At 68.3% G+C, this 23338-nt stretch carries 24 protein-coding genes; 11 read left to right on the top strand and 13 right to left on the bottom strand.

What is annotated here, in order from left to right; genetic code table 11:
• The first annotated feature begins 13 nt into the window (after positions 1-13).
• The 3 genes from B128_RS0110260 to B128_RS0110250 all read left to right on the top strand — a co-directional run bounded on the left by B128_RS0110260 (position 14) and on the right by B128_RS0110250 (position 2898).
• A complete protein-coding gene (locus tag B128_RS0110260; RefSeq protein WP_018112186.1) occupies positions 14-757 on the top strand; it encodes a TerC family protein in 744 nt (247 codons plus the stop codon).
• Positions 758-778: 21 nt separating this feature from the next.
• The gene (gene fumC, locus B128_RS0110255) at positions 779-2179 is read left to right on the top strand and encodes a class II fumarate hydratase (RefSeq protein WP_018112185.1); all 1401 of its coding nucleotides are present in this window, start codon (positions 779-781) and stop codon (positions 2177-2179) included.
• Positions 2180-2283: 104 nt separating this feature from the next.
• On the top strand, positions 2284-2898 hold the full coding sequence (locus B128_RS0110250; protein WP_018112184.1) for a superoxide dismutase: 615 nt from the start codon (positions 2284-2286) through the stop codon (positions 2896-2898).
• A gap of 26 nt (positions 2899-2924) precedes the next feature.
• On the opposite strand, the gene mqnB is transcribed toward B128_RS0110250, so the two are convergent.
• From mqnB to infC, 6 genes are all read right to left on the bottom strand, one after another.
• Positions 2925-3590, bottom strand: a complete 666-nt coding sequence (gene mqnB, locus B128_RS0110245; RefSeq protein ID WP_018112183.1) for a futalosine hydrolase — start codon at positions 3588-3590, stop codon at positions 2925-2927.
• On the bottom strand, positions 3590-5251 hold the full coding sequence (locus B128_RS0110240; protein ID WP_018112182.1) for a glycerol-3-phosphate acyltransferase: 1662 nt from the start codon (positions 5249-5251) through the stop codon (positions 3590-3592). The genes mqnB and B128_RS0110240 overlap by 1 nt, the downstream gene beginning before the upstream one ends.
• Complete coding sequence (locus B128_RS0110235) at positions 5248-5712, bottom strand: COG2426 family protein (RefSeq protein WP_018112181.1); 465 nt, start codon at positions 5710-5712, stop codon at positions 5248-5250. Before B128_RS0110235 ends, B128_RS0110240 begins: the two co-directional genes overlap by 4 nt.
• Before the next feature lie 59 nt (positions 5713-5771).
• On the bottom strand, positions 5772-6128 hold the full coding sequence (rplT, locus tag B128_RS0110230) for a 50S ribosomal protein L20 (RefSeq protein WP_018112180.1): 357 nt from the start codon (positions 6126-6128) through the stop codon (positions 5772-5774).
• Positions 6129-6139: 11 nt separating this feature from the next.
• Positions 6140-6337 (bottom strand): 50S ribosomal protein L35, encoded by a 198-nt coding sequence (rpmI, locus tag B128_RS0110225; protein WP_026175187.1) that lies wholly within the window; start codon positions 6335-6337, stop codon positions 6140-6142.
• Between the two features lie 89 nt (positions 6338-6426).
• Positions 6427-6942, bottom strand: coding sequence for a translation initiation factor IF-3 (gene infC / locus B128_RS0110220; RefSeq protein WP_083922113.1), 516 nt, complete (start codon positions 6940-6942; stop codon positions 6427-6429).
• Positions 6943-7033: 91 nt separating this feature from the next.
• Here infC and B128_RS0110215 point away from each other — a divergent pair, with 91 nt between their 5' ends.
• Both B128_RS0110215 and B128_RS0110210 read left to right on the top strand, forming a co-directional pair.
• Positions 7034-7795, top strand: coding sequence for an enoyl-CoA hydratase/isomerase family protein (locus B128_RS0110215; protein WP_018112177.1), 762 nt, complete (start codon positions 7034-7036; stop codon positions 7793-7795).
• A gap of 28 nt (positions 7796-7823) precedes the next feature.
• The gene (locus tag B128_RS0110210; RefSeq protein ID WP_018112176.1) at positions 7824-9470 is read left to right on the top strand and encodes a glutamine--tRNA ligase/YqeY domain fusion protein; all 1647 of its coding nucleotides are present in this window, start codon (positions 7824-7826) and stop codon (positions 9468-9470) included.
• Here the strand turns inward: B128_RS0110210 and B128_RS0110205 are convergent.
• Both B128_RS0110205 and B128_RS0110200 read right to left on the bottom strand, forming a co-directional pair.
• Positions 9467-9883 carry a hypothetical protein gene (locus tag B128_RS0110205; protein WP_425425106.1) on the bottom strand — a complete coding sequence of 139 codons (417 nt, stop codon included), beginning with the start codon at positions 9881-9883 and terminating at the stop codon, positions 9467-9469. The genes B128_RS0110210 and B128_RS0110205 overlap by 4 nt on opposite strands.
• Positions 9884-9887: 4 nt before the next feature.
• Entirely contained in the window at positions 9888-10199 is a 312-nt protein-coding gene (locus B128_RS0110200; protein ID WP_026175186.1) for a DUF3234 domain-containing protein, read from the bottom strand.
• An 18-nt stretch (positions 10200-10217) separates the two neighbouring features.
• Between B128_RS0110200 and B128_RS0110195 the strand changes: the two genes are divergently transcribed.
• The gene (locus tag B128_RS0110195; RefSeq protein WP_018112173.1) at positions 10218-10925 is read left to right on the top strand and encodes a TlyA family RNA methyltransferase; all 708 of its coding nucleotides are present in this window, start codon (positions 10218-10220) and stop codon (positions 10923-10925) included.
• Here the strand turns inward: B128_RS0110195 and B128_RS0110190 are convergent.
• Both B128_RS0110190 and B128_RS0110185 read right to left on the bottom strand, forming a co-directional pair.
• Positions 10912-11907: an aspartate-semialdehyde dehydrogenase gene (locus tag B128_RS0110190; protein WP_018112172.1), complete on the bottom strand. Its 996-nt coding sequence runs from the start codon at positions 11905-11907 to the stop codon at positions 10912-10914. The two genes, B128_RS0110195 and B128_RS0110190, sit on opposite strands and share 14 nt — an antisense overlap.
• A gap of 76 nt (positions 11908-11983) precedes the next feature.
• A complete protein-coding gene (locus tag B128_RS0110185; protein WP_018112171.1) occupies positions 11984-13504 on the bottom strand; it encodes a glycine--tRNA ligase in 1521 nt (506 codons plus the stop codon).
• Between the two features lie 147 nt (positions 13505-13651).
• Here B128_RS0110185 and B128_RS0110180 point away from each other — a divergent pair, with 147 nt between their 5' ends.
• From B128_RS0110180 to B128_RS0110170, 3 genes are read left to right on the top strand one after another with little or no spacing between them, the layout of a single operon-like run.
• On the top strand, positions 13652-15856 hold the full coding sequence (locus B128_RS0110180; protein WP_018112170.1) for an ATP-dependent Clp protease ATP-binding subunit: 2205 nt from the start codon (positions 13652-13654) through the stop codon (positions 15854-15856).
• A gap of 10 nt (positions 15857-15866) precedes the next feature.
• Positions 15867-17135 carry a DNA repair protein RadA gene (gene radA, locus B128_RS0110175; protein ID WP_018112169.1) on the top strand — a complete coding sequence of 423 codons (1269 nt, stop codon included), beginning with the start codon at positions 15867-15869 and terminating at the stop codon, positions 17133-17135.
• Positions 17132-18139 carry a PIN/TRAM domain-containing protein gene (locus tag B128_RS0110170; RefSeq protein WP_018112168.1) on the top strand — a complete coding sequence of 336 codons (1008 nt, stop codon included), beginning with the start codon at positions 17132-17134 and terminating at the stop codon, positions 18137-18139. Before radA ends, B128_RS0110170 begins: the two co-directional genes overlap by 4 nt.
• On the opposite strand, the gene B128_RS0110165 is transcribed toward B128_RS0110170, so the two are convergent.
• Positions 18136-18744 carry a hypothetical protein gene (locus B128_RS0110165; protein ID WP_018112167.1) on the bottom strand — a complete coding sequence of 203 codons (609 nt, stop codon included), beginning with the start codon at positions 18742-18744 and terminating at the stop codon, positions 18136-18138. The two genes, B128_RS0110170 and B128_RS0110165, sit on opposite strands and share 4 nt — an antisense overlap.
• A gap of 92 nt (positions 18745-18836) precedes the next feature.
• Between B128_RS0110165 and sucC the strand changes: the two genes are divergently transcribed.
• Both sucC and sucD read left to right on the top strand, forming a co-directional pair.
• Complete coding sequence (sucC, locus tag B128_RS0110160) at positions 18837-19973, top strand: ADP-forming succinate--CoA ligase subunit beta (protein WP_026175185.1); 1137 nt, start codon at positions 18837-18839, stop codon at positions 19971-19973.
• Complete coding sequence (sucD, locus tag B128_RS0110155) at positions 19970-20836, top strand: succinate--CoA ligase subunit alpha (protein ID WP_018112165.1); 867 nt, start codon at positions 19970-19972, stop codon at positions 20834-20836. Before sucC ends, sucD begins: the two co-directional genes overlap by 4 nt.
• A 42-nt stretch (positions 20837-20878) precedes the next feature.
• Here sucD and malQ read toward each other — a convergent pair whose 3' ends face one another.
• Positions 20879-22381, bottom strand: coding sequence for a 4-alpha-glucanotransferase (gene malQ / locus B128_RS0110150; RefSeq protein ID WP_018112164.1), 1503 nt, complete (start codon positions 22379-22381; stop codon positions 20879-20881).
• 83 nt (positions 22382-22464) lie between these two features.
• Entirely contained in the window at positions 22465-23337 is an 873-nt protein-coding gene (locus B128_RS0110145) for a 3-hydroxybutyryl-CoA dehydrogenase (protein WP_018112163.1), read from the bottom strand.
• Between the last annotated feature and the right edge of the window lies 1 nt (position 23338).

Raw genomic sequence — 23338 nt, 5'->3', positions numbered from 1 at the left:
TAAACTCTTTCCCATGGAGTGGCTCACCAACCCCGAGGTCTGGATCGCCCTCATCACCCTCACGGTGCTGGAGGTGGTCCTGGGCGTGGACAACGTGATCTTCATCAGCATCCTGGCCTCCAAGCTCCCCAAGGAGGAGCAGGACCGGGCCCGGGTGCTGGGCATCAGCCTGGCCGCGGTCACCCGCATCCTCTTCCTCCTTTCCATCGCCTGGATCATGACCCTCAAGAAGCCCCTCTTCGCCCTCCTGGGCCACGAGGTCACGGGCAAGGACTTGGTGCTCATCGCTGGGGGGCTTTTCCTCATCTATAAGTCCGTGAAGGAGATCCACGAGAAGCTGGAGGGGGAGTCCGGCCATGCCGTGCGCCGTGTGGCCCCCAGCTTCGCCTCGGTGATCGGCCAGGTGCTCCTTCTGGACATCGTCTTCTCCATAGACTCAGTGATCACCGCGGTGGGCCTCACCCGCTTCGTGCCGGTGATGGTGGCCGCCATCCTCATCTCCGTGGCGGTGATGCTCCTGGCCTCCAAGGCCATCTATGCCTTCGTGAACCAGCACCCCACGGTGAAGATGCTGGCCCTTTCCTTCCTCCTCCTGGTGGGCTTCACCCTGGTGGCCGAGGGCAGTGGGGTGCACATCCCCAAGGGCTACGTGTACTTCGCCATGGGCTTCGCCGTTTTCGTGGAGTGGCTGAACCTGCGCTCGGGGCTTCGGGGCAAGCCGGTGAAGCTCCACGACCCCTACGAGGAGGAGGCGTAAAATCGGGTCCGGAGGTGCGGTATGGAGTACCGGATTGAACGGGACACCATGGGCGAGGTCAGGGTGCCGGCGGACCGCTACTGGGGGGCGCAGACCCAGCGCTCTTTGGAGCACTTTCGCATCGGCGCCGGGCGCTTCCGCATGCCCACGGAGGTCATCCGAGCGTATGGCCTTCTGAAGAAGGCCGCGGCCCGGGCCAACCTGGAGCTGGGGGAGCTTCCTGAGGACATCGCCCGGGCCATCATGCAAGCGGCGGAGGAGGTGGTCCAAGGCAAGCTGGATGACCACTTCCCCCTGGTGGTCTTCCAGACGGGCTCGGGCACCCAGACCAACATGAACGTGAACGAGGTCCTGGCCAACCGGGCCTCGGAGCTTTTGGGCCATCCCCTGGGCTCCAAGCACGTGCACCCCAACGACCACGTGAACCGGGGCCAGAGCTCCAACGATACCTTCCCCACCGCCATGTACGTGGCCGTGGCCCTGAGCCTGCACCGGAGGCTTTACCCGGCGGCGGAAGGCCTCCTGCAGACCCTCGAGGAGAAGGCCCAAGCCTTTGACACCATCGTGAAAATCGGCCGCACCCACCTCATGGACGCCGTGCCCATCACCTTGGGCCAGGAGGTGGGAAGCTGGGCGGCCCAGCTCAGGAACACCCTGGGCATGGTGAAGGAGGCGGAGAAGGGCCTCTACCACCTGGCCATCGGGGGGACGGCGGTGGGCACGGGCCTGAACGCCCACCCCCGCTTCGGGGAGCTGGTGGCCCGGTACCTGGCCGAGGAGACCGGCCTTCCCTTCCGGGTGGCGGAAAACCGCTTCGCCGCCCTGGCGGCCCACGACGAGCTGGTGCAGGTCTCGGCCTCCTTGCGCACCCTGGCCGGGGCCCTCATGAAGATGGGCAACGACGTGCGCTGGCTGGCCTCGGGGCCCTACGGGGGCATTGGGGAGATCTTCATCCCCGCCAACGAGCCGGGAAGCTCCATTATGCCGGGGAAGGTCAACCCCACCCAGGTGGAGGCCCTCACCATGGTGGTGGTCCGGGTCTTCGGCAACGACCAGACCGTGGCCTTCGCCGGCAGCCAGGGCAACTTCCAGCTCAACGTCTACAAGCCGGTGATGGTGGACGCGGTCTTGGAGTCCATCAACCTGCTGGCCGACGCCATGGAGTCTTTCAACGAGCACCTGGCCAAGGGGATTGAACCCAACCTGGAGCGCATCCAGGAACACCTGGACAAGAACCCCATGCTGGCCACCGCCCTCAACAAGGCCATCGGCTACGACCGGGCGGCAGAGATCGTGAAGAAGGCCATCAAGGAGAGGAAGTCCCTGAAGCAGGCGGCCCTGGAGCTGGGCTACCTGAGCGAGGAGGAGTTTGACCGCATCGTGGTGCCCATGCGCCTGGCCAAGCCCCACGAGGGGGCCTGAAGGCCCCCGGCCCCAAAGCCCCCCTTCTTGGGGGGCCCTTCTTTGTGAGGGCATCCACCTCCAGGGGGCAGGGGGCCCGTATAGTGGGGGTTGGGAGGTGAGGTATGCCGTATCCTTTCAAGCTACCGGAGCTGGGCTATGCCTACGAGGCCCTCGAGCCCCACATTGACGCCAAGACCATGGAGATCCACCACCAGAAGCACCACGGGGCCTACGTGACCAACCTGAACGCGGCCCTGGAAAAGCACCCCTACCTGCAGGGGGTAGAGGTGGAGGTGCTACTGCGCCACCTGGCCGCCCTGCCCGCGGATATCCAGACCGCGGTGCGCAACAACGGGGGCGGCCACCTGAACCACAGCCTCTTCTGGCGCCTCCTCACGCCGGGAGGGGCCAAGGAGCCCGTGGGGGAGCTGAAGAAGGCCATTGACGAGCAGCTTGGGGGCTTCCCGGCCCTGAAGGAGAAGCTCACCCAGGCGGCCATGGGCCGCTTCGGCTCCGGCTGGGCCTGGCTGGCCAAGGACCCCTTCGGTAAGCTCCACGTGTTCTCCACCGCCAACCAGGACAACCCGGTCATGGAGGGCTTCACCCCCATCGTGGGCATTGACGTGTGGGAGCACGCCTACTACCTGAAGTACCAAAACCGCCGGGCAGACTACCTCCAGGCCATCTGGAACGTGCTGAACTGGGAGGTGGCGGAGGAGATCTTCCGGGGGGCCTAAAGGCCTCTGGAAGCCCCCGGGGCCCTTCAGGGCCCCGTTGTTTTTTCCAGGAGGGCCTGGACCAGAACCCTCAGGGTGCGCAGGGCCTCACCCATGCGCCAGGCCGCCTTGTCTCTCACCCCGGCGGGGTTGGAGATGGCCCTCAGCTCCGCCCCCGGGATGCCCAGGAGCAGGCAGACCCGGGCAAAGGCCGCTCCCTCCATGTTCTCCACCTGGGCGCCGAAGCGCTGGGCAAGGGCCTGGGCCTCCTCGAGGCTTTCCGAGACCAGGTCCCGGGTGAGGCCCACCACCTGGGGAAGGTCCAGGGCCCGGGAAAGGGCTCCGGTGAGCCCGGGGTCCAGGGGGAAGCGGTTGTAGTAGGCCACCCCCCCCAGGGTCAGGGCAGGAAACCCCAGGGGCTCCAGGCCCTCCCGAAGCCCCAGGTCGGCCTCCACCTCCTCGGCCACCAGGACCGCCCCCCCCAGGGGGACCTCCAGGCCCGGGTAGGCCCCGGCGATGCCGAAGAGGAGGGCCCGCTCCACGGGGTGCTGGGCCGCCCAAAGGGCCAGGGTGAGGGCGGCGTTCACCTTGCCCACCCCCGTCTCCAGGTAGACGAAGCCCCTGCCCCGAAGCCCCCTGCGGCCCAGGAAGGTGAAGGGCTCACCGCGGAGGAAGGGGGCCTCGAGGGCCGTGGGGGAAAGGAGGAGCCACACTACTCCACCACCCTAAACCCCAGGGCCTCCGCCCGCTCCACGAAGAACTGGATGTTCTCCCCCTTCACCTCTCCCCCCAGGCTCTTGCGGTCAAAGGCCTCCTCCGCGGCCAGGATCATGGTCTCCGCCAGGCAGGCGGGCACCTGGTTGGGGGCGCCGAAGTGCAGGTCCAGGGTGGCCCGGGCCTCCCCGGGAAGGCGCACCACCCCCCCGGGGATGACCCGCACCCCGGGCACCGCGCCCACCGAGGGGTGGACGTCCGGGGGCACCCCCTCATCGTAGATCCAGGCCCCGGGCTTCACGTGCTCGGGATAGATGACGGGATTGGGGTCGCTGGTGGCGGTGAAGACCAGGTCGGCCTCCCGGATGGCCCCCACCTCGGTGGTGACCACCACCTCGGGGGCCTGGCCCTTGCGCTCCAGGTTCTTCCGCAGGCTCTCCGCCGCCCGTTCCAGCCGGGCCAGGTCCCGCCCCACCAGGATGAGGCGGCCCACATAGGGGGCAATCTGCCGGGCAATCCCGAAGGCCACCACCCCGTTGGCCCCCACCACCGCCGCGGTGGTCTGGCGCAGGTCCTTGCCCCCTTGGGCGAAGTGGGCCAGGATGGCGGGAATGGCCGCCTTCACCGTGCCCGCGGTGTAGGCCCCCCCGTTGGTCACCTCTATGTCCGGCACCGCCTCCTGCACCGCCCGGCCCTTGTCCCCCACCACGCTCCAGAAGGCCCCCAGGCCCACCACCGTGGCCCCCAGCTCCCGGGCCAGCCTGGCCCCCTGGATGGCCCGCCGCACCGCCAGCTCGGGCTTTCCCTTGATCTGGTGGGGCAGAAGGGGAGCGGAGATGAGGTGGCAGAGGATTTCCCGCCCGTCCGCTGTCCTCACCCCCCGCACCTCCCCCACCTTCATGGGGCGGAAGAACTCTGCCAGGCGCTCTATCCAGGCCTCCTTCAGAAGGCCCAGGCGCACCAGGGGCCTGGCCCAGCGGAAACGGGGGCTCTGCCAGAAGTCCTCCACGGTGAGGGGGTGGATGAGGAAGGCGCAGACCACCTGCCTGGCCGAGGGAAGGGGCAGGGGGCTTCCCAGCCTGGGCTCCGTGCCCTCCAGGATGCGCCCCAGGTTCTCCTTGTACCGCCAAAGAGCCAGGGCGAAGAGGAGAAAGGCCCAAGGAAGCGCGGCCGGGGCCAGCCCCCCCCAAAGGGCCACCCCCAAAAGCCCCAGGGGAATCCCCAAGGCCCCCAAGGAGGCGTAGCCGGTAAGGGCGTAAAGGGCCAGGCCCAGGGCCAGGGGCACCATGCCCAGGGCCGGGGGCAGGGGAAGCCCCGCCAGAACCCCCAGCAAGACCCCAGCCCCCTTGGCCCTGAGGGGCCAGGGGTCGCGGAAGAAGAGGGGGTAGAGGTGGCCCAGGTAGACCGCCACCCCCAGGGCCCAAAGCTCGGGCAGGCCAAGCCCCAGGGCCCGGCCCAGGAGGAGGGGGAGGTAGCCCTTGAGGAAGTCCAGGAGGAAGGCCAGGAGGGTGAGGCCCAGGCCCAGACGCTTCAGGGCGCTTTCCAGCCCCAGGGTATAGGGGCTGGCCGTGCGCAGGTCCACCCCCTTGCGCCGTGCCAGCCAGTAGCCCAGGGGCAGGGCCCCCAAGAGGTAGGCCAGGGGAAGGAGCAAGGCCGTCATCGCAGGTAGTTTAGCCCGGCCACCGCCCCCCCGGTGAGGAGGAGGACGATGAACCCGGCGGCCAGAACCCCCAGGGAGATGGCCAAGAGGGCATAGCGCCGCCTAAGGCCCAGGACCACCGCCAGCACCGCCCCGCTCCAGGCCCCAGTGCCCGGCAGGGGGACGGCCACGAAGAGGAAAAGGCCCAGGGCGCCCAGGCGTTGCACCTGCTCCTCCCCCCTGAGGCGCACCCGGGCCTCGAGGGCCTCCCAGGCCCGGGCCAGGAGGGGAAAACGGGTGAGCGCCCTCACCGCCCAGGGCAGCAGGGCTAGGGCCAGGGGGGCCACCAGGAGGTTCCCCAGGAGGGAGAGGAGAAAGGCCTTCCACGGGGCCAGGCCCAGGGCAACCCCCAGGGGGATGGCCCCCCGGAGCTCCACCACGGGCAGGGCGGCCACCAGGACCACGTAGAGCTCGGCCAGCATGGGGTAGGCAAAACCAGGCGCCCCTCGGGTTCTTCCCGGGCCGGGCGCCTGGTCTTGGGTTAGGCTCGGGCCGCCTTGGCCTTCTCCACCAGCAGGGCAAAGGCCTGGGGCTCCCGCACCGCCAGGTCCGCCAGGACCTTGCGGTCCAGCGCCACCCCCGCCTTCTTCAGCCCGTCCATGAAGGAGGAGTAATTGATCCCGTGCTGGCGGCAGGCGGCGTTGATGCGCACGATCCAGAGCTTGCGGAAGTCCCGCTTCTTGCGCTTGCGGTGGGCGTAGGCGTAGTTGCCGGCGGCAAAGAGGGTCTCCCGGGCCTTGCGCACGCTCTTGGAGCGCAGGCCCCAGTACCCCTTGGCCAGCTTGAGGATCTTCTTGTGCTTCCTGCGGCGGACGACACCGGTCTTGGCGCGCGGCATCCTCTACCTCCTCAGGCGTAGGGCAGGAGGAGCTTGATGCGCTCCGCCTCAGGCTCGGCCAGGGTGAACTTCCGCCCCTTCTGGCGGATCTCCGCCCCCGACTTGTGCCAGTTCAGGTGCCGCTTGCCGGTCTTCATGGCCACCACCTTGCCCGAAGCGGTCACCTTCACCCGCTTCTTGGCGCCCTTGTGGGTCTTCATCTTCGGCATGGTCTTTCCTCCCTTTGGGAAGCGCCCCGCCAGGGGGTCTTGGGAGCTCCCCAAAGCCCTCCCACTATACCAAAGGGGGTACAAAAGGTCTAGGCGGAAACCTTGGCCGGGGCCAGGAGCATGTTCATGTCCCGGCCCAAAAGCTCGGGCTTCATCTCCACCACCGCCAGGCCCTTCAGGTCCTCGGCCACCCGCTCCAGGAGCTTTTCCCCCAGCTCAGGGTGGCTCATCTCCCGCCCCCGGAACATGATGGTGACCTTGACCTTGTGACCCTCCTCCAGGAAGCGTTTGATATGGTTCAGCTTGGTCTGATAGTCGTGGTGGTCAATCTTGACCCGGAACTTGATGGACTTTACCTCGGTGCGCTTGGCCTTCTTCCGGGCCTCCTTCTCCGCCACCTGCTGCTCGTAGCGCCACTTGGAGTAGTCCATGATGCGGGCCACAGGGGGGTCGGCGGTGGGGCCCACCAGCACCAGGTCCAGGTCCTGCTCCTGGGCCAGGCGCAAGGCCTCCCGGGTGTCCATGATGCCAAGCTGCTGCCCATCGGAACCGATAACCCTCACCTGCCGCGCACGGATCCGCTCGTTAACCAGGTACTCCTTTATCTACACCACCTCCTAGCCCGCAGGCCTTGAACCTCCGGTTTGCGGGCTAAGGGCAGTCTAGCAGGAAAAATCCCCCAGGTACAATGGGAGCATGGTCCAGGTGGAACGAGGCCGCATCTACAGGGTCTTCCTGAGCGACCCCGAGCGCCGTAACCCCCTCTCCCCGGAGATGGTGGCCGGGCTGCTTTCTGCCCTGGAGGAGGCGGAGAAGGACCCCGAGGCCCGGGCCGTGGTGCTCACCGGCCGGGGCAAGGCCTTCAGCGCCGGGGCAGACCTGGCCTTCTTGGAAAGGGTTACGGAACAGGGGGCGGAGGAAAACTACCGCCATTCCCTTTCCCTCATGGGCCTCTTCCACCGCCTCTACACCTTTCCCAAGCCCACGGTGGCGGCGGTGAACGGCCCCGCGGTGGCCGGAGGGGCCGGCCTGGCCACCGCCTGCGACCTGGTGGTGATGGACCCCGAGGCCAAACTGGGCTACACCGAGGTCAAGATCGGCTTCGTGGCCGCCTTGGTCTCGGTAATCCTGGTGCGGGCCGTGGGGGAGAAGGTGGCCAAGGACCTCCTCCTCACCGGGAGGCTCCTGGGGGCGGAGGAGGCCAAGGCTCTGGGCCTGGTCAACCGGGTTTCCGCACCGGGCAAGGCCCTGGAGGAGGCCCTGGCCCTGGCGGAGGAGGTGGCAAAGAATGCCCCCACCTCCTTGCGCCTCACCAAGGAACTCCTCCTGAGCCTGCCGGGGATGGGCCTGGAGGACGGCTTCCGCCTGGCTGCCTTGGCCAACGCCTGGGTGCGGGAGACGGGGGACCTGAAGGAGGGGATCCGGGCCTTCTTTGAGAAGCGCCCGCCCAGGTTCTAGACCCCTGCCCTTGCCCTAGACTCTTCTTATGGGCCTCGTCCCCGAGTGTTTCATCACCGAGATTGTGGAGAAGGACCTGCGGGAAGGGAAGTACCCCAAGCTCCTCACCCGCTTTCCCCCCGAGCCCAACGGCTACCTGCACATCGGCCACGCCCGGAGCATCGTGCTGAACTTCGGCCTGGCCCTGGACTACGGCGGGGAGTGCAACCTGCGCTACGACGACACCAACCCGGAAACAGAAAAGGAGGAGTACGCCCGGGCCATTGAGGAGGACGTGCGCTGGCTGGGCTTTACCCCGGACCGGGTCCTCTACAGCTCGGACTACTTTGAAAGGATGTACCAGTGCGCCCTGGTCCTCATCCAGGAGGGCAAGGCCTACGTGGACGACCTCTCCGAGGAGGAGATGAGCGCCTTGAGGGCCGAGGGCAAGCCAAGCCCCTACCGGGAGCGGAGCGTGGAGGAAAACCTGGAGCTCTTTGAGAGGATGCGCCGGGGGGAGTTCCCCACGGGAAGCCGGGTGCTCAGGGCCAAGATTGACCCGGCCCACCCCAACTTCAAGCTGCGGGACCCGGTGCTGTACCGCATCGTGCACGCTCCCCACTACCACGTGGGCGACCGGTGGGTCATCTACCCCATGTACGACTACGCCCACCCCCTGGAGGACTTCATCGAGGGGGTATCCCACAGCCTCTGCACCCTGGAGTTTGAGAACAACCGGGCCATCTACGACTGGGTAATTGAGAACCTGAAGGGGAAGTGCGGCTTCCCGGAGGGCCCCAGGCCCTACCAGTACGAGTTCGCCCGGCTGGACCTGAGCCACACCGTCCTCTCCAAGCGCAAGCTCATCCGCCTGGTGGAAGGGGGGTACGTGTGGGGTTGGGACGACCCCAGGCTGCCCACCCTAAGGGCCCTAAGGCGGCGGGGGGTGCGGCCCGAGGCCATCCGGGAGTTCGTGCGGCGCACGGGGATTTCCCGCAACGAGGCCCTCATAGAGATGGACCTCTTTGAGGAGGTGGTGCGGGACGACCTGAACCCCATCGCCCCCCGGGTCTTGGGGGTGCTGGACCCCCTGAAGGTGGTCCTCACCAACTACCAGGGGGAGGAGTGGCTTGAGGCCCCCTACTGGCCCCGGGACATCGGCAAGGAGGGGACCAGGTCCCTTCCCTTCTCCGGGGAGCTCTACATTGAGCGGGAGGACTTCCGCCTAGACCCCCCCAAGGGCTGGAAGCGCCTGGCCCCCGGGCAGAGGGTGCGGCTACGGCACGCCTACGTGATGGAGCTGGAGGACGTGGTGGTGGAGGGGGGGGAGGTGAAGCTCCTCAAGGCCCGCATCATCCCCGGGACCCTGGGGGCCAACCCGGAAGATGGCATCAAGCCCAAGGGGGTCATCCACTGGGTCTCCGCCCGGCACGCCCTGCCCGTGGAGTACCGGCTATACAACCGCCTCCTCCTCACCAAGGACCCCGAGGAGGGCGGGGACTTCCTGAAGAACCTGAACCCGAAGGCCCTCGAGGTCAAACGGGGCTTCGTTGAGCCCAGCGTGGCCCAGGACCCCAAGGAGACCCGCTACCAGCTGGAGAGGCTCGGCTACTTCTGGCAGGACCCCGTGGACTCCCGGCCCGGGGCCCTGGTGATGAACCGCATCGTCCCCCTCAAGGAGGGGTACCACCCCTAAAGCCCCAGGCTCACCCCCAGGGCCGCCCCCATCCCGAGGCTGGGGGTGGGGCGCAGGTAGTAGGTGGGGTAAACCTCCAGGTAGGCCCCGAGGAGGGGCAGGGGGAGGTTGAGCCAGGTGCCCAGGACCCCCCGCACGCCCCCCTGCCCCCGGGCGTCCTGGGGCAGGCTCAGGGCGGGGCCGGTGCCGTAGAAGGCCCCCAGGCCCAGGTAGAGGTCGGTGAGGGGGACCCTGAGGAGGAGGTCGGCCCCTGCTCCCAGGGCCTCGAGGCCCACCCCCCCGTAGACCCGGGCGTCCACCAGGAAGGGCACCAGGGCCAGGCGGACCCCGCCCTGCACCCCGAAGGGACTTCCCCCGCTCACCTCCAGCCGCTGGGCCAGACCAAGGGCCAAAACCACCGCCAAGAACGCCATGGCCTTACGCACGCCGCACCTCCTCTAGCAGATCCTCCACCTTGGCCATGGGGGCCTGGTGGACCCCCGGCTGGTAGTCCACCAGCACCGCCTCCACCCCAAGCAAGGAGAGGGCCCGCAAAAAGGCCTCCTTGAGGGCCCGGCTCTCCAGGCGGGCCACCCGCATCCCCAGGTCCGGGTGGCGGGCCAAAAAGGCCTGGGCCAGGGCCTCCTGGGTCCAGAGGCCGGAAAGCCGCCGCCCCAGGGCCTCCATCACCAGGTGTTCCCCCGGCTCCCCCTCCAGGATGTACCAGTCCCCCGAAAGGTCGGGCTCCACGAGAGGCATAATACCCTCGTGCGGCTGGACCGGTACCTGGTGGAAAGGGGCCTGGCGGAAAGCCGGGAAAAGGCCCAGCGCCTCATCCGCCAGGGCCTGGTGCGGGTGGAGGGCCAGGTGGTGCAGAAGCCCGCCTTCCCCGTACCCGAGGGGGCAACGGTGGAGCTTCTGGCCCAGGAGCGCTACGTGGGCCGCGGGGCCTACAAGCTCCTGGGGGCCCTCGAGGCCTTTCCCCTGGAGGTGGCGGGCAGGGTGTGCGCGGACATCGGGGCCAGCACCGGGGGCTTCACCCAGGTGCTCCTGGAGCGGGGCGCCCGGCGGGTCTACGCGGTGGACGTGGGCAAGGACCAGCTCCACCCCTCCTTGCGCCAGGACCCCCGGGTGGTCTCCTTAGAGGAGCAGGACGCCCGCACCCTGGTCCTGCCCGAGCCCGTGGACCTCTGGGTGATGGACGTCGCCTTCATCTCCTCCACCCTCCTCCTGCCCAAGGCCCGCGAGCTCCTGAGGCCGGGGGGAGAGGCCCTGGTGCTGGTCAAGCCGCAGTTTGAGCTCTGGCCTGGGGCCCACAAGGGGGTGGTGCGGGACGAGACCCTGAGGCAGGAAGCCCTGAGGCGGGTTAAGGAGAAGGCCCTGGCGCTTGGCTTCCAGGTGCTGGGCGAGAAGGAAAGCCCCCTCCCGGGCAAGGAGGGCAACCGGGAGTACTGGCTCTGGCTCAGGGTCCCTTAAGCCATTCCTCGGCGATCTGCACCGCGTTGAGGGCCGCCCCCTTGAGGAGCTGGTCCCCCACCACGAAGAAGTCCAGGCCGTTCTCAAAGGCCAGGCTCTGACGGATGCGGCCCACCTCCACCGCCCACTTGCCGCTGGCGGTGAGGGGCATGGGGTAGCGCCTGGCCTGGGGTTCGTCCACCACCTCCACCCCCGGGGCCTGGGCCAGGACCTCCCGGGCGGCCTCCGGGGTGACGGGACGCGCAAACTCCACGCTCACCGCCTCCGCGTGGGCCCTGAGGGTGGGCACCCGCACCGCGGTGGCGCTGATCTTGAGGGAGGAGTCCCCGAAGATCTTGTGGGTCTCCCACACCACCTTCATCTCCTCCCGGGTGTAGCCGTTTTCCTGGAAAGCATCTATGTGGGGTACCACGTTGAAGGGGAGGGGGTGGGCGAAGACCTCCGCCCTGGGGGTCTCCCCGTGGAGGAAGCGGTGGGTCTCGTGCAAAAGCTCCTCCATGCCCTTGGCCCCGGCTCCGGAGGCGGCCTGGTAGGTGGCCACGATCACCCGCTTGGCCCCGAAGGCCCGGTGCAGGGGCCAGAGGGCCATGGCCAGGATGGCGGTGGTGCAGTTGGGGTTGGCGATGAGGCCCTGGTGGCGGAAGATGGCCTCCCGGTTCACCTCGGGCACCACCAGGGGCACGTGGGGCTCGTAGCGCCAGGCGCTGGAGTTGTCCACCACCAGGGCCCCCCCGGCCACCCAGACCGGAGCCAGGGCCTTGGAGAGGCTCCCCCCGGCGCTGGCCAGGACCAGGTCCGCGGGCAGGGGCCCCTCGGGCAGGGGCTCCACCGGAAGCTCCTCCCCCCTAAAGGGAAGCCGGACCCCCGCGGAACGAGGGGAAGCGTAAAGCCTAAGCTGGGAAAGGGGAAAGTTCCGGGCCTCGAGGACCTTCAGGATTTCCCGCCCCACGGCCCCCGTGGCCCCAACCACCGCAACCCTCATCTCTCCTCCTTGGAAAAGCCTCACCCTTAGATGCCCTAGGACCTAGGGCCCCTTCAGGGCCTGGGTAGGCTTCATCCTACCACCTCAGCTTCTCCCGCAAAAACCCCTCCAGCTCGTCCACGTGGAGCCGGATCTGCTCCATGGTGTCCCGGTCCCGCACGGTGACCGTGTCCTTGAGCCGGGTGGTGCCGTCCTTGCTCTGGCCGATGGTGTCGTAGTCCACGGTGATGGCGAAGGGGGTGCCCACCTCGTCGTGGCGGCGGTAGGCCTTGCCAATGTTGCCCGTGTCCTCGTAGAGGATGCGCCCCAGGCCCAGGGCCTGCAGACGGGCCTTGAGGGCCTTGGCGTAGCCGGTGATCTCCGGGCGGTTCTTGGCCAGGGGGATTACCGCCACCTTGATGGGGGCCAGCTGGGGCTTGAGCTTTAGCACGATGCGCTCTTCCCCACTCGGGAGCTCCTCCCGGGTAAAGGCCTCCGCCAAAAGGGCCAAGACCCCCCGGTCCACCCCGGCCGAGGGCTCAATCACGTAGGGGACGAACCACTTGCCGGTGTCGGGGTCGCGGTAGGCCAGGCGCTGGGTGGAGTGCTCGTTGGGAAGCACCCGGGCGCTGATGCCCAGCTCGGCCTGGTCCTTGGTGTGGCTTCCCAGGTCAAAGTCCGTGCGGTTGGCGATGCCCTCCAGCTCCTCCAGGCCGTGGGGGAAGCGGTAGAGGATGTCCACGGTGGCCTTGGCGTAGTGGGCCAGCTCCTCAGGGGGTTGCTGGTAGGGCACCAGGTTCTCCCGGCTCAAGCCCATCTCCTGCCACCACCTAAGCCGTTCCTCCACCCAATAGCGGTGCCAGTACTCGTCCTCCCCCGGGCGGACAAAGTACTCAATCTCCATCTGCTCAAACTCCCGCACCCGGAAGATGAAGTTCCTGGGGGTGATCTCGTTGCGGAAAGCCTTGCCGATCTGGGCAATGCCGAAGGGAAGCTTACGGCTGGTGGCGTCCAGGACGTTCTTGAAGTTGATGAAGATGCCCTGGGCGGTCTCGGGGCGGAGGTAGGCCAGGGCGGCCTCCTCCTCCACGGGGCCCACGTAGGTCTTGAACATCATGTTGAAGTAGCGGGGCGGGGTCCAGTCCCCGGGCTCCCCCGTGGCCGGGTCCAGCACCCCGGCCGCGGTCATGGCCCCCCCGGCCCGCTCGGGGCTGTGCATCATGGCCTGGACCAGGGCGTGGAGGTTGCCCTCCTCCACCTCCAGGGCCCGGTAGACCCGCCTCAGGACCTCTTCCGGCTGGTCCTTGAGGAGGTGGTCCAGGCGGTAGCGCTTCTTGCTCAGGCGGTTATCCACCATGGGGTCAGCGAAGGTGGCCTCGTGGCCCGAGTAGTGGAGGACCAGGCGGTGGGTGAGGATGCTGGCGTCTAGGCCCTCCATATCGTCCCGCTCGTACACGTTTCTGCGCCACCAGGCCTGCTTGAGGTTGTTCTTGAGCTCTACCCCCAAGGGCCCGTAGTCGTAGGTACCCTGCAGGCCCCCATAAATCTCCGAGCCCTGAAAGATAAACCCACGCCGCTTGCAAAGCGCCACCAGTTCGTCAAGGGTGCTTGCCGGCATCGTTCCTCCCCAGGGGGGCCGAGGCCCCCGGTTAAAGGGCATATTACAGGACAGGGGAAGCGCCACGCCCAAAGCCCTTTAAGGTGAGCGGGGGCGCAAATCCCCCAAGGGGCGGGGCTTAGGCTAGAATGTGAGGTAGAGGGGAGCATGAACAGGTACGACGATCGCGCCAGGCTGGTCTTTCACTACGCAAGGGAGGAGGGGAGCCGCTTAGGCCACTCCATGATCGGCCCAGAGCACCTCCTCCTGGGCCTGATGCGCGAGGGGGGCACGGCGGCCCGCATCCTCCAGGAGTACGGGGCGAGCCTCGAGGCCATGCGCCGCATGGTGGAGGAGCTGGTGGGCCGGGGCGAGGGGAGCCGCACCGGCGAGCCCCCCGCCATCACCCCCAGGGCCCGGCGGGTCATGGAGCTGGCCAGCGCCGAGGCCCGCAACATGGGCGCGCCCGTCATCGGTACCGAACACATCCTCCTGGGCATCATCCGCGAGGGGGACGGCATCGCCTACCGCATCCTCACCCACTTCGCCAAGGATGTGGACGCCATCCGCTGGCGCATCCTGGCCATGGCCGAGGGGCGGGAGCGGGAGAAGCCGGTGAATACCCCCTTCCTGGACGAGTACGGCCGCGACCTCACCAAGGAGGCCCGGGAGGGCAAGCTGGACCCGGTAATCGGCCGCCAGGAGGAGATCAACCGGGTCATCCAGATTCTGGCCCGGCGCACCAAGAACAACCCCGTGCTCATCGGCGACCCCGGGGTGGGCAAGACCGCCATCGTGGAGGGGCTGGCCCAGGCCATCGTGGAGGGTCGGGTGCCCCCCATCCTGCGGGGGGCCCGGGTGGTGGCCATTGACCTGGCGGGGGTGGTGGCGGGCACCAAGTACCGGGGGGAGTTTGAGGAACGCCTGCGCCAGATCATTGAGGAGCTTAAAAACGCCAAGGTCATCGCCTTCATAGACGAGCTCCACACCCTGATTGGGGCCGGGGGGGCCGAGGGTACCCTGGACGCCGCCAACATCCTCAAGCCCGCCCTGGCCAGGGGGGAGATCCAGGTGATCGGGGCCACCACCACCGGGGAGTACCACCGCTACATTGAGAAGGACGCCGCCTTGGAGCGCCGCTTCCAGCCGGTGATCGTCCTGGAACCTTCCCCGGAGGAAACCCTGGAGATCCTCAAGGGCCTCCGTCCCCGCTACGAGGCCCACCACGGGGTCATCATCCCCGACGAAATCCTGGAGCTTTCGGTGAAGATCGGCATCCGCTCCCTCCCTGGGCGCAACTTCCCCGACAAGGCCATTGACCTCATTGACGAGGCGGCGAGCCGGGTGCGCCTCAACGCCTCCTTGGGCCTGCCCGTGGCCGAGGAGGAGGATGGCACCCCCATGGTGACCCGGGAAGACATTGAGGCGGTGGTGGACTCCTGGGGTGGGGTCTACGTGGACGACAAGGACGACGAGAAGCTCATGCACCTGGAGGAGGAGCTCAAAAAGCGGGTGGTGGGCCAGGAGGAGGCCATCCGCGCCCTGGCCAACGCCCTCCGGCGGGCCCGGGTGGGCCTGGGAGGCCGGACCCGGGTGGCGGCCAGCTTCCTCTTCGTGGGCCAAAGCGGGGTGGGCAAGACCCAGCTGGCCAAGGCCCTGGCCGAGGTCCTCTTCGGTTCGGAACGGGCCCTCATCCGCTTTGACATGTCGGAGTTCCAGGAGCCCCACTCCATCTCCAAGCTGATTGGGGCCCCTCCGGGTTACGTGGGCTACGAGCAAGGAGGCCGCCTCACGGAGGCCGTGCGGCGCCAGCCCTTCAGCGTGGTCCTCCTGGACGAGATTGAGAAGGCCCACCCCGACGTCTACAACACCTTCCTCCAGGTCCTGGACGAGGGCCGCCTCACCGACGGCATGGGGCGCACCGTGGACTTCCGCCGGGTGATCCTGATCATGACCTCCAACACCGGCTACAACGTGGGGCCGGCCATCGGCTTCACCAGCCGGGAGGTGGACACGGAAAGCCCCCTGAAGGCCCTCTTCACCCCGGAGTTCCTGGACCGGCTGGACGAGGTCATCCGCTTCCGGCCCCTCACGGAGGAGGAGCTGGTGCAGGTGGCCCGGCTCATGCTGGAGGAAATCCAGAAAGAGCTCAAGGGGCGGGACATCACGGTAACCTTCGCCCCGGAGGTGGCCCGCTTCGTGGTGGACCAGGCCCCCAAGACGGGGAGCGCCCGGGCCATCCGTGGGGTCATCCGGGAGCGCATCGAAGACCCCCTCTCCCTGGCCCTTCTGAAAAAGCCCACGGGGCAGCTTTACGTGAGCGTGGAGGACGGGCGCCTGGCCTTCCACGAGGTGGAGGAGTTCTTGGTGTAGGCCAGCGCCCATGCCCAAGGCCAGCTACCGCTGCGTGGAGTGCGGCTACCGCACCCCCAAGTTCCTAGGACGGTGCCCCGGGTGCGGAGCCTGGGGCAGCTTCCAGGAGGTAGCCCCCGACCCCCCCAAGCCTCAGGCCCAGCCTAGGCCGGCGGCCCTCCTCTCCCTGGCCCAAGTGGACGAAAGGGAGGAACGGCGCCTTTCCTCAGGGCTTGCCGAAGTAGACCGGGTGCTGGGGGGCGGGTTTGTGCCCGGGGAGGTGGTTCTCCTCGGGGGGGAGCCCGGAGTGGGCAAGAGCACCCTCCTCCTGGAAATGGCCAAGCGCATGCCCGGGGTTTACTACGTGGCCGGGGAGGAGTCCCCCGCCCAGATCAAGCTAAGGGCCCGGCGCCTGGGGGTGAAGGACCTCCTCCTGGTGCGGGAGACCCGCCTCGAGGCCCTCCTTTCCCTCCTGGAGGGATCCCCCCCCGAGGTGCTCTTCGTGGACTCCGTGCAGTCCCTGGAGGCCGGGGCCACCCCGGGGAGCCTGGTGGCGGTGCGGGAGGCCACCGCCGCCTTAGTGCGCTTGGCCAAGGAAACGGGCACCGCGGTGGTCCTGGTAGGGCACGTGACCAAGGAGGGGGTGGTGGCCGGCCCCAAGAGCGTGGAGCACGCGGTGGACGCCACCCTCTACCTGGAGACCGCCGGGGTCTACCGGGTCCTGAGGAGCGCCAAGAACCGCTTCGGCCCCGTGGGGGAGCTGGGGGTCTTCCGCATGGAGGAGGCGGGGCTTTTGGAGGTGAAAAACCCCTCGGAGGCCTTTCTCCTGGAAAGGCCCTTGGGGGTGCCGGGAAGCGCCATCGCCCTGGCCCTGGCCGGGGAGCGGGCCCTGGCCCTAGAGGTCCAGGCCCTGGCGGCCAAGACCCCCTTCCCCGCCCCCCGGCGGGTGGTGCAGGGGCTGGACGGGCGGCGGGTGGACATGGTGCTGGCGGTGCTGGAGAGGCGGCTTGGGCTTTCCCTGGCCACCTTGGACGTCTACGTGAACCTGGCGGGGGGGCTGAGGGTGCTGGACCCCGGGCTGGACCTGGCCGTGGCCCTGGCGGTGTATTCTGCGGTGGTGGGCCGCCCCCTTCCCCCCGACCTGGCCGTGGTGGGGGAGGTGGGCCTCCTGGGCGAGGTGCGGAGCGTGGCCGGGTTGGAGCGCAGGCTTAGGGAGGGGGAGCGGGCAGGGTTTGGCCGCTTCCTGCACCCCGGGAACACCCGGGGGCTTTCCGAGGCGGTGGAGCGGTACCTGGGATGAACGGGCGCTTCCTCCTCTACCTCCTCTTCGCCTTCCTGGGCTACCAGCTGGCGGTGGTCCTGGAGGGATGGGGCCTGCTTCCCCAGTCCGCCGGCCTCCTCTCCCTAAACCGCCTCTACCTGGTGCTGGCGGGCTTCCTCTCCGGGGTCCTCCTGGCCCCCAGGCTGGAGGCCCTCCTGGCCAAAGAGCTACGCCGCCTGCGGGAGCTTCCCCCCGAGGTGCCGGTGGCCCTCACCCTGGGCACCACCTTGGGCCTCCTCCTCACCGTGCTGCTCACCAGCCTGCTGGCCCAGATCCCGGGGTTTGCTCCCTACCACAGCCTCCTCCTGGCCCTCTTCCTGGTGGCCCTCTTCTCCTACCTGGCCCTGGGCTACAAGGAGTACCTGCGCCTGCCCCGGGAGAGCAGGCGGCCCGAGGGGGGCAAGGTGCTGGACACCAGCGTCCTGGTGGACGGCCGCCTGGCCGAGGTGGCGGCCACGGGCTTCCTGGAAGGCCCCCTCTACGTGCCCCACTTCGTGCTCAAGGAACTCCAGCACTTTGCCGACAGCCAAGACCCCCTGAAGCGGGCCAAGGGGAGGCGGGGCCTCGAGGCCCTGGAACGGCTGAAGGAGCTTCTGGACCTCCAGGTCCTGGAGGAGACCCCCAAGGGGGAGAGCGTGGACGAAAAGCTCCTCTTCCTGGCCCGGGAACTGGGGGCGGCCCTCGTCACCAACGACCTCGCCCTCCTGCAGATGGCCCGCATCTACGGGGTCAAGGCCCTTTCCGTCCAGGCCCTGGCCCAGGCCCTCCGCCCCCAGCTCCAGGTGGGGGACACCCTTAAGCTTTTGGTGATGAAGGAAGGCAAGGAGCCCCACCAGGGGGTGGGGTACCTGGAGGACGGCTCCATGGTGGTGGTGGACGGGGGCATCCGCTACCGTGGCCAGGAGATCGAAGTGGTCATCACCCAGGCCATCCAGACCCAGGTGGGCCGCCTCTTCTTCGCCCGGCCCGCGGTGGAAGCCTAGGTCCGGCCCTTACCCGGCACCAGCCCCCGCCAGAGCAGGTACCCTCCCACCAGGATCAAGGCCAGGGGAAAGCCGTAGGCCAGAACCCCCCGCAGGGGCTCGGCGGCCAAGGCCAGGAGCACCAGCACCCCCAGGACAGGCCAAAGGGCCCAGCGCTGCCCCAAAAGGTAGAGGAGGCCAAAGGTGAGGGCCAGGCCCAGGAAGAGAAGCCACCCGGCCTGTAGCCCAAAGACACCCTCCACCAGGGCCACCAGGGCCAGGGAGAGGAGAACCCCTCCGGGGATCAGGGCCCACCAGTGCTCCCGCCTGACCAGAAAGACCCCCAAAAAGCCTGCTCCCAGCCCCAGGAGGAAGAAGGCCCCACTCCCCGGTCCCTCCCCCACGAGGAGGGCTACCCCAAGCCCCGCGAGGCCCAGCCCAGGGATCAAGGCCCACCAGAGAGCCCGATCCTGCAGGAAGGCCGCCACAAAGCCCCCCCCGCCCCCCAGGAAGACTAGGCCCAGAAGGAGCCGCCCCACGGCCACCCCCAGGTTCTGCAAAAGGAGTAGCCCCCCCAGGAGGAGGAGGGCCAGCCCCAGGGCCCACCCGCTTTTCCCCTCGGCCATACGGGCCTCCTTTCCCCCCCAGCCTACTCCCCTGAGCCTCCGGGGAGAAGGGTATAATGCCCCTCGGCCTTGGCCGGCCAAGGAGGTGGAGCTTGAACCTGCACGAGTATCAAGCCAAGGAGATCCTGGCCCGCTACGGGGTGCCGGTGCCGCCCGGCAAGGTGGCCTACACCCCGGACGAGGCGAAGCGGATCGCCGAGGAGTTCGGTAAGCGGGTGGTCATCAAGGCCCAGGTGCACGTGGGCGGCAGAGGCAAGGCGGGCGGGGTGAAGCTGGCGGACAGCCCCCAGGAGGCCTACGAGAAGGCCCAGGCCATCCTGGGCATGAACATCAAGGGCCTCACGGTGAAGAAGGTCCTGGTGGCCGAGGCGGTGGACATCGCCAAGGAGTACTACGCTGGCCTGATCCTGGACCGGGCCCAGAAGCGGGTGGTCCTCATGCTCTCCAAGGAGGGGGGCGTGGACATTGAGGAGGTGGCCGCCGAGCGCCCCGAGGCCATCCACAAGTTCTGGATTGACCCCCACAAGGGCCTCCGGCCCTTTGAGGCCCGGGAGATGGTGAAGCGGGCAGGGCTGGAGGGCAACCTCAACAAGCTGGCCCAGGTGCTGGTGGCCCTCTACCGGGCCTACGAGGGGGTGGACGCCTCCATCGCCGAGATCAACCCCCTGGTGGTGACCGCGGAGGGGAACATCGTGGCCGCCGACGCCAAGATCGTCCTGGACGACAACGCCCTTTTCCGCCACCCTGACCTGGCCGAGCTCAGGGAGATTGAGGCCGAGCACCCCCTGGAGGTGGAGGCCAGCAACTACGGCTTCGCCTACGTGAAGCTCCAGGGCAACATCGGCATCATCGGCAACGGGGCGGGCCTCGTCATGTACACCCTGGACCTGGTGAACCGGGTGGGGGGTAAGCCCGCCAACTTCCTGGACATCGGGGGGGGCGCCAAGGCCGACGTGGTCTACAACGCCCTCAAGGTGGTCCTCAAGGACCCCGACGTCAAGGGGGTCTTCATCAACATCTTCGGCGGCATCACCCGGGCGGACGAGGTGGCCAAGGGGGTGATCCGGGCCCTGGAGGAGGGGCTCCTCACCAAGCCGGTGGTCATGCGGGTGGCGGGCACCGCCGAGGAGGAGGCCAAGAAGCTCCTGGAGGGGAAGCCCATCTACATGTACCCCACGTCCATTGAGGCGGCCAAGGCCATCGTGGCCATGGTGGGAGGTGCGGCGTGATCCTGGTGAACCGCGAGACCCGGGTCCTGGTCCAGGGCATCACCGGCCGGGAGGGACAGTTCCACACCAAGCAGATGCTGGACTACGGCACCAAGGTGGTGGCGGGGGTGACCCCGGGCAAGGGAGGCACGGAGGTCCTGGGCCTGCCCGTGTACGACACGGTGAAGGAGGCGGTGAAGCACCACCCCATTGACGCCTCCATCATCTTCGTGCCCGCCCCCATGGCGGCGGATGCCGCTTTGGAGGCCGCCCACGCCGGCATCCCCCTCATCGTCCTCATCACCGAGGGCATCCCCACCCTGGACATGGTGCGGGCGGTGGAGGAGATCAAGGCCCTGGGAAGCCGCCTCATCGGGGGGAACTGCCCCGGCATCATCAGCGCCGGCGAGGCCAAGATCGGCATCATGCCGGGCCACGTGTTCCAGCGGGGCCGGGTAGGCCTCGTGAGCCGCTCGGGCACCCTCACCTACGAGGCGGCGGCAGCCCTCTCCGCCGCGGGCCTGGGCATCACCACCACCGTGGGCATCGGCGGCGACCCGGTGATCGGCACCACCTTCAAGGACCTCCTCCCCCTCTTCAACGAGGACCCTGAGACCGAGGCTGTGGTCCTCATCGGCGAGATCGGGGGCTCGGACGAGGAGGAGGCCGCGGCCTGGGTGAAAGCCCACATGAAGAAGCCGGTGGTGGGCTTCATCGGCGGCCGCTCCGCTCCCAAGGGCAAACGCATGGGCCACGCGGGAGCCATCATCATGGGCAACGTGGGCACCCCGGAGTCCAAGCTGAAGGCCTTCGCCGAGGCGGGCATCCCCGTGGCCGACACCATTGACGAGATCGTGGACCTGGTGAAAAAGGCCCTGGGCTAACCGCCCAGGAGCCTGGAAGGCCCCGGAAAACCGGGGCTTTTTTTAAAGCCTTCCCGTGGCCTCGGCCATGGCCCGAAGCCTCTTTCCGTGCTCCTCCTGCAACTCCCCGGGCCGAAGCCGCCAGGTCCAGTTCCCGGAGGGCCTTCCAGGGTAGTTCATCCGGGCCTCGGAGCCCAGGGCCAGCACGTCCTGCACGGGGAAAACCGCAAGCCGGGCCACCGAGCGCATTCCCAGGGCCATGAGGGCCCAGGGAACCTCCTCCTCCCGGGCGAAGCCAATCCCCCACTCCGCCAGGTAGCGCCCCAGGAAGGCCCGCTCATGGGGGGTGGCGGTGCGGTACCAGCCCAGGGTGGTGTCGTTGTCGTGGGTGCCGGTGTAAACCACCACCCGGCCGTGGGCGGGGTAGTTGTGGGGCAGGAAGGGGTTTTCCATCCCGCCATCAAAGGCGAACTGGAGAACCTTCATCCCAGGTAGCGCAAAGCGGTCCCGCAGGGCCTCCACCTCCGGGGTGATGACCCCCAGATCCTCAGCCAGGATGGGTATCCGGCCGAAGACCTCCTGGATCCGCTGGAAAAGCCGCTCTCCCGGGGCCTTCACCCAGCGCCCCTCCACCGCGGTGGGACAGGTGGCGGGGATCTCCCAGTAGGCCTCAAACCCCCGGAAGTGGTCTATGCGCACCAGGTGGAAGAGCTCCAGGGCCTTCCCCAGGCGCTCCACCCAGAAGGAAAACCCCTCCCTCTCCAGGACCTCCCAGCGGTAGAGGGGGTTTCCCCAGCGCTGCCCCGTCTCCGAGAAGTAGTCCGGGGGTACCCCGGCCACCACCGTGGGCCGCCCTTCCCCGTCCAGGTGGAACCACTCCGGGTGGGCCCAGACCTCGGCGGAGTCCTCGGCCACGAAGATGGGCATGTCCCCGATCACCTGCAGGCCCAAGGCCTCGGCCTCGGCCTTCAGGGCCCCCCACTGCCGGAAGAAGAGCCACTGGGTCCAGGCGTGGAAGGCCACCTCCTCGGCCAAGGCGGCCTCGGCCTGCCTGAGGGCCTTTGCTTCCCGCAGGCGCAGGGGCAGGGGCCACTGGTTCCAGGGAAGCCCGCCGTGATGGGCCTTGAGGGCCATGAAGAGGGCATAGTCCCCAAGCCAGCGGGCCTCCTCCTCCTGGAAGCGGGCGAAGGCCTCCCGCTCCTCCTTGGGGGCCTTGGCCATAAAGCCCCGGAAGGCCTCCCGGAGGGCCGGCCACTTCCAGGCGTAGAGCCAGCCGTAATCCACCCGGCCCTCGGGGAAGCCGGGGTCCTGCAGGGCGAGGTAGCCGGCCTGGGCCAGGGGCCTCAGGTCCAGGAGGTAGGGGTTGCCGGCGAAGGCGCTGAAGGACTGGTACGGGGAGTCCCCGTAGCCCGTGGGGCCCAGGGGAAGCACCTGCCAGTACCGCCCCCCTGCCTCCTTCAGGAGGTGCAGGAAGGCCCGGGCCTCCTCCCCCAGGACCCCCACCCCGTAGGGGCCGGGAAGGCTGGTGGGGTGGAGCAGGAGGCCGTATGCGCGGGGAAGCTCCATGACCCCAGTATACCCCCGGGGTGGAAGGGCTTCCAGGGAGAAACGCCCCCGGCCCCTGGCCAGGCCCGCAGAGCGGGGTCTTTTCAGCCCACCTTGTTCCCCTTCTCGTCGTAGGTGTAGAACCCCCGTCCCGTCTTGCGGCCAAGAAGCCCCGCCTGGACCATGCGCCGCAGGAGGGGGGAGGGGCGGTACTTGTCGTCCCCAAACCCCCGGTGGAGGACCTCCATGATGGCCAGGCAGGTGTCCAGGCCGATGAAGTCCGCCAGCTCCAGGGGGCCCATGGGGTGGTTCATCCCCAGGCGCATGACCCCGTCAATGGCCTCCTTGGTGGCCACACCCTCCCGCAGGGCCTCAATGGCCTCGTTGATCATGGGCATGAGGAGCCGGTTGGAAACGAAGCCGGGATAGTCCTGGACCTCGAGGGGGGTCTTCCCCATCCGCTTGGCCACCGCCACCACCACCTCCCGGGTGGTCTCCGCGGTGAGCTCCCCCCGGATCACCTCCACCAGGGCCATGAGGGGGACGGGGTTGAAGAAGTGCATGCCGATGAAGCGCTCGGGCCGGCCTGAGTAGCGGGCCAGGGCGGTGATGGGGATGGAGGAGGTGTTGGAGGCCAGGATGGCCTCCGGCTTGACCAGGGCTCCCAGCCGCTCAAACAGGCGGCGCTTCTCCCCTTCGTCCTCCACGATGGCCTCCACCACCAGGTCGGTATCCTTGAGGGCCTCGAGGTCCAGGCTGGTGCGGATGCGGGCCAGGGCGGCATCGTGGTCCTCCTGGGATATCCGCCCCTTCTCCAGGAACTTCCCCAAAGAGCGGCGGATGGTACCGAGGCCCCTTTCTAAGAAGGCCTCGGCCACGTCCACCAAGACCACCTGGTACCCTGCCTGGGCCGCCACCTGGGCGATGCCCGAACCCATCTGCCCCGCGCCCACCACGCCGATGGTCTTCACTTCCATA

Source organism: Thermus igniterrae ATCC 700962 (assembly GCF_000376265.1).
Lineage (GTDB): Bacteria > Deinococcota > Deinococci > Deinococcales > Thermaceae > Thermus > Thermus igniterrae.
This window is presented reverse-complemented; position numbering and strand designations above follow the sequence as displayed.